Genomic DNA, 7,768 nt, shown 5'->3' with positions numbered 1-7,768 from the left:
TCCGCAGGACCTCTGGCGATTTCAAGATCGCCACGGCCGTTCCGGCCGATCGCAGCCTTCGGCAGCGGCTACAGATCAATCCGGCTGGAACGGCGAGGCGCTGAGGATCACCCCGGTTTCTTCCACGTATTGCTGCCAATGGCCGATCAGCGCATTGAGCTTGTCCGGCTCGCTCTGCGCCAGGTCGTGGATCTCCCCCGGGTCCTGGCTCAGGTCGTACAACTGCCAGGTTGCCGGGCCCACGGGGCCGGGGATGTACAGCGCTTTCCACTGGCCCTGGCGAATCGCCCGGCGGCCGAACAGTTCCCAGCCGGTGACCGTGTGTTCGTCATGCACCTGCGCAGTCTCGCCGGACAGGAAGCCCAGCCACGATTTGCCCCGCAGCGGCGCTACGTCCCGACCGCGCCAGCGTTTGCCCGGATGGCGCACCCCGGCCAGGTCGAGAATGGTCGGGGTGATGTCCATCACCGTGCCGAAGCCATGGCTGATCCGGCCCTTGAGCGACAGCTGCGGGTAATGCACCAGCGCCGGCACGCGAATGCCGCCTTCGGTGGTGAAGGCCTTGAAGAGGCGCGAGGGGGCGGTGGCGGTCTGCGCCCAGGCCGGGCCGTACCAGACGTAGGAGTTGGCGCGGCCGATGTTGTCCAGGCTGTTGTCGTAGTGCTGGTTGAGGTAGGTCAAAAGCTGCGGGCCGAACTTGGGGAAGGCCTCCAGCAGTGCGCCTTCGGCACCATTGTCGGACATGAACAGGATAAAGGTGTTGTCCAGCTGGCCCTGCTTGCGCAGGTAGTCCACCACCCGGCCGATGTTCCAGTCCATGCGCTCGACCATCGCCGCGTAGACCTCCATGGCCCGCGCGGAAACCTGCCGCTGTTGCTCGCTCAAGGCCGCCCATTCGGCGCTCAGGCCCAGCAGCGGGTGCGGTTCCACATCGGCTTCGATCAGCCCCAGTCGCTTGAGCTTTTCCAGGCGCTCCAGGCGCAGCACCTCGGGGCCGGCGTCATAACGGCCACGGTACTTGGCGACCACTTCCTCGGGGGCCTGCAACGGCCAGTGCGGCGCGGAAAACGGCAGGTAGGCGAAGAACGGCCGGGTCTGGTCGCGTTCCTTGAGGTACTGCAGCAGCTTGTCGCCGAAGGCGTCGGAGGAATAGAAGTCCTTGGGCAACTCGTCGATGAAGCGGTCGTCCTCGATGTACAGCGCCGGGGTGGATTTGAGCAGGCCCGGGGTGTTTTCGTCGTAGGTCGGCTCGAAACCGTAGTGGTTGGCGGCGCCGGGCAGCAGCGAGAACGAACGCTCGAAACCCCGGGCATGGGGCGCCAGTTCGGCGGTCAGGCCCAGGTGCCATTTGCCGCTCATCAGGGTCTGGTAGCCGGCGTCGCGCAGCAGCTCGGGCAGGGCCACCACGCGGTCGTTGAGGTGGCCCTCGTAGCCCGGCTTGCCGATCAGTTCCGGGGTCAGGGCCTCGGCCATGGTGCCGATGCCGGCGATATGGTGGTCGGTGCCGGTGAGCAGCATGGAGCGGGTCGGAGAGCAGGTGGGGGCGGTGTGGAAGTCGGTCAGGCGCAGGCCATTGAAGGCCAGGGCATCGAGGTTCGGCGTGGCGATTTCGCCGCCGAAGGCACCAAGATCGGAAAAGCCCAGATCGTCGGCGAGGATCACCAGGAAGTTGGGACGTTGCGGCATCTATTCACTCCTCATCAGCAAGCAATAAAGGCCAGTGGCAGGTCACGGATCTGGGCGGGCAAAGGCACCTGGTAGTGATCGTCGCTGGTCAGTTCGTGGAGCAGTTCTTCGCGCAGCTGGTGGAAGTCGAAACTGCTGCGCTGGCGCGGATGGGGCAGGGCGATGTCCACCACCCGCTTGATCCGGCCGGGGCGCGGCTCCATCACCACCACGCGATCGGCGAGGAAAATCGCTTCCTCGACGTCATGGGTGACCAGCACCGTGGTGATCCTGGCCCGTTCGCGGATCGCCAGCAGCTCGTCCTGCATCTGCTGGCGGGTCAGCGCGTCGAGGGCGCCGAAGGGTTCGTCCAGCAGCAGGATGCGCGGGCTGGCCACCAGGCCGCGGGCGATGGCCACCCGTTGCGCCATGCCGCCGGACAGCTGGTGCGGGTAGGCGCGGGTGAAATCGGTGAGGCCCACCAGCTCGATGAAATCGGCGATGCGGGTTTGCCGTTCAGTGGTGCTCAGGGCTTCGTTGACTAGGCCCAGGCCGATGTTTTCCTCGACCGTCAGCCAGGGGAACAGGCGGTGTTCCTGGAACACGATGCCGCGTTCGCCGCCAATACCGTTGACGGCCTTGCCGTCGACGCGGATCTCGCCGCGAAACTGCGTATCCAGGCCGATCAGCAGGCGCAGCAGGGTGGATTTGCCGCAGCCGCTGGAGCCGACGATGGCGACGAATTCGCCCTCGGCGATCTCCAGGTTGAATTCGCGGATCGCCTCCAGTTCGCCGCCGGCGACCTCGAAGGTCTTGCCCACCTGGTTGAAGCTGACGATGGGGGAAGGTACGAGTGCGTTCATGCGTGTCTCCAGCGTGTGGCGCGGGTTTCGAGCTGTTGGCCGACAAGGTTGAGCAGGGCGCCGGTGAGGCCCACCAGGAGCATGCCGGCCAGGATCAGGTCCATGCGCAGCAGTTGCTGGGCGCCGATCATCTGGCTGCCGATGCCGCCGTTGGACGGCATGAAATATTCCGCGCCGATGGTGCCCAGCCAGGCGTAGATCAGACTCAGGCGCAGCCCGGCGAAGATCCCTGGCGCGGCGCCCGGCAGCACCAGGCGGCGCAGGCGTTGCCAGAGGTTCAGGCGCAGCACTTGCGCGGCCTCGGTCAGTTGCGGCGACAGATTGGCGACGCTGCGCTGGGTGGCGATAAACAGCGGGAAGAACGCGGCCAGCGCGACAAATACCCATTTCGCCAGCTCCCCGAGGCCGAACCAGGCGGTGAGCAAGGGCACCCAGGCGAAAATGGCGATCTGCCGGAGCGCCGCCAGGGTCGGTCCCAGGATCCGTTCGCTCAGCTGCGACAGACCCAGCAGCAGGCCCAGGGCAAACCCCAGGCCGCCGCCCAGCAGCAGGCCGCCGAGGGTGCGCCGCAGGCTCAGGCCCAGGCCGCCCGACAGGCTGCCGTCGAGCAGGCCGTTCCAGGTGGTTTGCAGCACCGCCAGCGGGCTCACCAGAATGTTGGTGTCGATCCATTCCAGCTGGTTCGCCGCTTGCCACAGCGCCAGCAGGAATAGCGGTAGCAGCCAGGGTTGCAGGCGTTGCCAGCCCTGGTAGCGCGGGCCGCGGCGGATCTGCGCGATGGCCGGGTGCGGCCAGTGCACCAGCGCCTTGTCCAGCAGGCCGATGCCGCGGTCCATGGCCACGCCAATCACCCCGATCACCAGGATGCAGACGAAGACGATATCCAGCATGAACAGCTGGCGCGCCCAGACCATCAGGTAGCCGATGCCTTCGCTGGAGGCCAGCAGTTCCACCGCCAGCAACGAGGTCCAGCCGGCGGCCAGGGCCAGGCGCACGCCGGCCATGAAGGCGGGCAGGGCGGCGGGCAGTATCAGCCGGCGGATCAACAGGTGCGGCGGCAGGCGCAGCACGGCGGCGGCTTCGCGCAATCTGGGCTGGGCGTCGCGCACGCCGACCAGGGTATGCAGGGTCACCGGCACTACGATGGCCTTGACCAGGACCACCAGCTTGAGCAGTTCGCCGATGCCGAAAAACACCATGAACAGCGGGATCCAGGCCAGGGTCGGGACCTGGGCCAGGGCGGCGAAGGTCGGGAACACCAGGCGTTCCAGGCGCCGGCTGGAACCCAGTGCCGCGCCCAGCACGGCGCCGACGCCGATGCCCGCCAGCAGGCCCCAGGCCAGCCGTTGCAGGCTGATCGCCAGATGGCTCCACAGCTCGCCGCCGGCCAGCTCGACCGCGCTGTTCCAGACCAATGCGGGCGTCGGCAGGATCTGCTCGCTCATCCAGGCATAACGGCTGGCCAGCCACCACAGGGCGAACAGGCTCAGGGGCAGCAACCAGGGCAACAGCCGCCGGTGGACTCGCGGCCAGGACAGCGGCTTAGCGGAGGGCGCGGCCAACGGCAAGCTGAGAAGGGAAACACGGGCCATGGACGATCTCCGTTGTCGGGTTGTGCTGCTTCTTTTGCTTTTGCTTCTGTAGGAGCGAGGCTTGCCCGCGATAGGCCGCAGGCCGGTTGTGGCCCTGATGCGNATCGCGGGCAAGCCTCGCTCCTACAGGTTTGTATTTTGGTTATATAAAAAGTTATATCGATGCTATTGGGAGATAAGAGAGGCCATTTAAGGCCTCCAGGCACGCTGCATCCAATGCATTTGGAGAATATTTTCGATGCTGTCCATGCATATGCCGCGCAGAGCCGCGTCCTGGCTGATTTATTCGAACGGGTTATTAAAATGTGAATTTATAGTATTTAAAGCTTGGACTGCCTTGGGCCTACCTTCTGCTCCTCAATGCCCGTCGCAGCCAGGAGCCACACCTTATGAACCTTCCCTTCAAACGCGTCCTCAGTCTGTTCGCCGCGCCGGCCCTGGCGGGGCTGCTGGGCTGCCTTCCGCTGCTGGCCCAGGCGGATGAACTCAAGCAGATCCGTATCGCCGTGCCGGACCTCAGCGCCGGTACCCAGCACAGTGGCGGCGGGGTGACGGACGTGCTGCGCCAGCAGCAGATCTTCGAAAAGGCCTTCGCCGACCAGGGCATCAGCATCCAGTGGAACTACTTCAAGGGCGCCGGCCCGGTGATCAACGAGGCCTTCGCCAACGGTCAGGTGGACCTGGCCTACCTGGGGGACCTGGCGGCGATCATCGGCAAGTCCAACGGCCTGGACACTCGCCTGCTCAGCGCCACGGCCCGTGGGGTCAAGCAGTACCTGGGAGTGGTGCCGGGGTCGGGGATCAAGACCTTGCAGGACCTCAAGGGCAAGCGGGTCGCGGTGTTCCGCGGCACGGCCACGCAGTTGTCGCTGGATGCCGCGCTGGCCAGCCAGGGCCTGAGCGAGAAGGACCTGAAAATCATCAACCTGGATTTCAACGCGGCGGTCGCGGCGCTGGCGGCGAAGCAGATCGATGCCACCTGGGGCGGTTCCAACTTGAATGCCTTGCAGGCCAAGGGCCTGGCCGAGGTGCCGCTGAACACCAAGGACCTGGGCGGTGCGGGTAGCGTGCAGGCGGTGCTGGTTGGCAGTGGCGCGTTCGTCGACGCCCATCCCGAGGTGGTGGAGAAGCTGCTCAAGGCCCAGCAGCAGGCCGTGCAGTGGCTGACCCAGGACAGCAACAAGGACGCTTATATCGAGCTGGTGTCGGGGCTGGCCAGCTACCCGCCGGTGGTGCTGAAGCAGGACCTCAAGGATCAGCGCTTCAGCGAAATCTTCCCCTCGACCCTGGACCCGGTGTTCCTCGGCAAACTGCAGGACGCGGTGGACCTGGCCGCGCAGCAGCGGCTGATCCGCAAGCCGTTCAAGGTCAGTGAGTGGGTGGCGCCGCAGTTGGCTGCCGCCGGCCTCTAAACCACCTGGCCCTCCTGTAGCCGCTGCCGAGCAGCGCGAGGCTGCGATCGAGGACGCAGTCCTCGCCAAACCTGCCCACGCGGTTTACCGGGAGGAACGCGGTGCCTGGTTTTGCGGCCCCTGCGGTGCCGATCGCAGCCTCGCGGGCTCGGCAGCGGCTACAGGGGATTGTTAAACCGCAATGTTGACCTGCTGCCGATCCACCGCCACCAGCACTTCGATCATCTTGCGGGCCGCCGGCGACAGGCGAAATCCCGTGCGGCTGACGATGCCGCAGCGGGCGTTCATGCTCTCGATGTTCTGCGGCAGGTTGCGCCAGTGCAGCAGCGCCAGGGAACCCTGTTCGATGTCCTCGATGAAGGCCTCTTCGGTGCCCACGCCGATCGCGTCGGACTGACGCACGATCTTCACCAGCGCCGGGAAGTGTTCGGTCTGGATGGTCGGGGAAAAGTCGATGCGCCCGCTGAGATTGGCCAGCAGCTTGCGGATCCCTGGGGGGATCAGGGTGGTGGCCAGCGGGTAGTCGAACATGTCGTTGGTCGACAGGCTTTCCTTGGCCAGCAGCGGGTGCCCCGGGCGGCAGAAAAACACCCCGCGCTTGGGCGTCAGGGGCTGGGTCTGGAAGTTCGGGTCGGCCTCGAAATGGCGGATGTCGGCGATGAAGAATTCGATCTCTTCGCGGCTCAGGCTGCGGCTGAGTTTTTCCCAGTTATCCACCTCCAGGCAGACGCGCACCTTGGGGTGGGTGCCGGTGAATTGCGCCACCGCATCGGGCACCAGTTTCACCGCCGGCGCCGGGCCGCAACCAAAGCGCAGTTCGCCGGCATCGAGCTTGGTCATCTGCGTCACTTCGCTGCTCAGCAAGGCCGCGCCCTGCACCAGGCTCAGGGCGTGCTGCAGCACCACCTGGCCTTCCGGGGTGGGGCGCAAATCCTTGTTGCCGCGGTCCACCAGCACGCAGCCGAACTCCTGCTCCAGGCCCTGGATGCTGCGGCTGAAGGCCGGTTGGGTGATGCCCATGGCGTCGGCCGCGCGGACAAAACTGCGGTGTTCGTTGAGGGCGATGAAGTAACGCAACTGGCGAAGATCCATATGCTTTCCCGGCATCCGAAAAATAGCCCGAAGGCATTTGCGACGAGTGAGGAATGAGGTTTTAAATGCAAGCTCTTATTCCGTCAACGAAGCATGTGAATATCTATTAGATCTAAAGTGAATATAGATAGAGCGTTGTTTCGCTGCCGCCCAACCCTAAGCAGTCAGACGAGGGTCTACCCGATGAGCAATGCCGCACTAGCCGTTAAACCCGCTGTTCATGCGCTTGAGATCCACCCGGTGGCCGGCCGCATCGGCGCCGAGATCCATGGCGTGCAACTCTCCGGCGAGCTGGACGCCGCCACGGTGGAAGCCATCCAGCAGGCGCTGGTGGACTACAAGGTGATCTTCTTCCGTGGCCAGGCACACCTCGACGACCAGAGCCAGGAAGCCTTCTCCCACCTGCTCGGCGAGCCGGTGGCGCACCCCACCGTACCGGTGCGCGACGGCACCCGTTACCTGCTCGAACTGGACGGCGCCGAGGGCCAGCGCGCCAACTCCTGGCACACCGACGTGACCTTCGTCGATGCCTACCCGAAGGCCTCGATCCTGCGCTCGGTGGTGGCCCCGGCCTCCGGTGGCGATACGGTCTGGGCCAATACCGCCACCGCCTACAACGAACTGCCGGCGGAGCTGCGCGAGCTGGCGGACAAGCTCTGGGCGGTGCACAGCAACGAATACGATTACGCCGGGGCCAAGCCGGACGTGTCGGCGGAAAAGCTGGAGCGCTATCGCAAGGTGTTCACCTCCACCGTCTACGAGACCGAGCACCCGCTGGTGCGCGTGCACCCGGTGAGCGGCGAGAAGAGCCTGGTGCTCGGGCATTTCGTCAAACGCATCAAGGGCTACACCCAGGCCGATTCGGCGCACCTGTTCAACCTGCTGCAAAGCCATGTCACCCGCCTGGAAAACACCGTGCGCTGGCGCTGGACCGCCGGTGACGTGGCGATCTGGGACAACCGCTCGACCCAGCATTACGCGGTCGACGACTACGGCACCCAGGACCGCATCGTGCGCCGCGTGACCCTCAAGGGCGACGTGCCGGTGGGTGTGCACGGGCAGCGTAGCCAGACCATCAAGGGGGTGTGACCGGGGCCGTCACGGCTCTCTGTAGCCGCTGCCGCAGGCTGCGATAAGGCCGAAG

At 65.5% G+C, this 7,768-nt stretch carries 6 protein-coding genes; 2 read left to right on the top strand and 4 right to left on the bottom strand.

Annotation, left to right across the window (positions count from 1 at the left end; all coding sequences use genetic code 11):
- Positions 1-75 precede the first annotated feature (75 nt).
- From ACTJKT_RS25730 to ACTJKT_RS25720, 3 genes are read right to left on the bottom strand one after another with little or no spacing between them, the layout of a single operon-like run.
- Entirely contained in the window at positions 76-1,686 is a 1,611-nt protein-coding gene (locus ACTJKT_RS25730; protein ID WP_440789057.1) for an arylsulfatase, read from the bottom strand.
- 14 nt (positions 1,687-1,700) lie between these two features.
- Positions 1,701-2,528, bottom strand: a complete 828-nt coding sequence (locus ACTJKT_RS25725; protein WP_053276942.1) for an ABC transporter ATP-binding protein — start codon at positions 2,526-2,528, stop codon at positions 1,701-1,703.
- Positions 2,525-4,120, bottom strand: coding sequence for an ABC transporter permease (locus ACTJKT_RS25720; protein ID WP_440789056.1), 1,596 nt, complete (start codon positions 4,118-4,120; stop codon positions 2,525-2,527). The genes ACTJKT_RS25725 and ACTJKT_RS25720 overlap by 4 nt, the downstream gene beginning before the upstream one ends.
- A gap of 389 nt (positions 4,121-4,509) precedes the next feature.
- On the opposite strand from ACTJKT_RS25720, the gene ACTJKT_RS25715 reads away from it, so the two are divergent.
- Positions 4,510-5,532: an ABC transporter substrate-binding protein gene (locus tag ACTJKT_RS25715; protein ID WP_169915731.1), complete on the top strand. Its 1,023-nt coding sequence runs from the start codon at positions 4,510-4,512 to the stop codon at positions 5,530-5,532.
- A 171-nt stretch (positions 5,533-5,703) separates the two neighbouring features.
- Here the strand turns inward: ACTJKT_RS25715 and ACTJKT_RS25710 are convergent, their stop codons facing one another.
- On the bottom strand, positions 5,704-6,624 hold the full coding sequence (locus ACTJKT_RS25710) for a LysR family transcriptional regulator (RefSeq protein WP_440789055.1): 921 nt from the start codon (positions 6,622-6,624) through the stop codon (positions 5,704-5,706).
- Between the two features lie 183 nt (positions 6,625-6,807).
- On the opposite strand from ACTJKT_RS25710, the gene ACTJKT_RS25705 reads away from it, so the two are divergent.
- Positions 6,808-7,713 carry a TauD/TfdA dioxygenase family protein gene (locus ACTJKT_RS25705; protein ID WP_440789054.1) on the top strand — a complete coding sequence of 302 codons (906 nt, stop codon included), beginning with the start codon at positions 6,808-6,810 and terminating at the stop codon, positions 7,711-7,713.
- The last annotated feature ends 55 nt before the right edge of the window (positions 7,714-7,768 follow it).

The sequence above is a fragment of the Pseudomonas sp. 22526 genome (assembly GCF_052044735.1).
In the GTDB taxonomy this organism is placed as follows: domain Bacteria; phylum Pseudomonadota; class Gammaproteobacteria; order Pseudomonadales; family Pseudomonadaceae; genus Aquipseudomonas; species Aquipseudomonas piscium.
This window is presented reverse-complemented; position numbering and strand designations above follow the sequence as displayed.

What these genes read in the sequence shown, in the direction of transcription:
- ACTJKT_RS25705 (WP_440789054.1), top strand. Translation starts at nt 6,808, where the DNA reads ATGAGCAATGCCGCACTAGCCGTTAAACCCGCTGTTCATGCGCTTGAG.
- ACTJKT_RS25725 (WP_053276942.1), bottom strand. Translation starts at nt 2,528, where the DNA reads ATGAACGCACTCGTACCTTCCCCCATCGTCAGCTTCAACCAGGTGGGC.
- ACTJKT_RS25720 (WP_440789056.1), bottom strand. Translation starts at nt 4,120, where the DNA reads ATGGCCCGTGTTTCCCTTCTCAGCTTGCCGTTGGCCGCGCCCTCCGCT.
- ACTJKT_RS25710 (WP_440789055.1), bottom strand. Translation starts at nt 6,624, where the DNA reads ATGGATCTTCGCCAGTTGCGTTACTTCATCGCCCTCAACGAACACCGC.
- ACTJKT_RS25730 (WP_440789057.1), bottom strand. Translation starts at nt 1,686, where the DNA reads ATGCCGCAACGTCCCAACTTCCTGGTGATCCTCGCCGACGATCTGGGC.
- ACTJKT_RS25715 (WP_169915731.1), top strand. Translation starts at nt 4,510, where the DNA reads ATGAACCTTCCCTTCAAACGCGTCCTCAGTCTGTTCGCCGCGCCGGCC.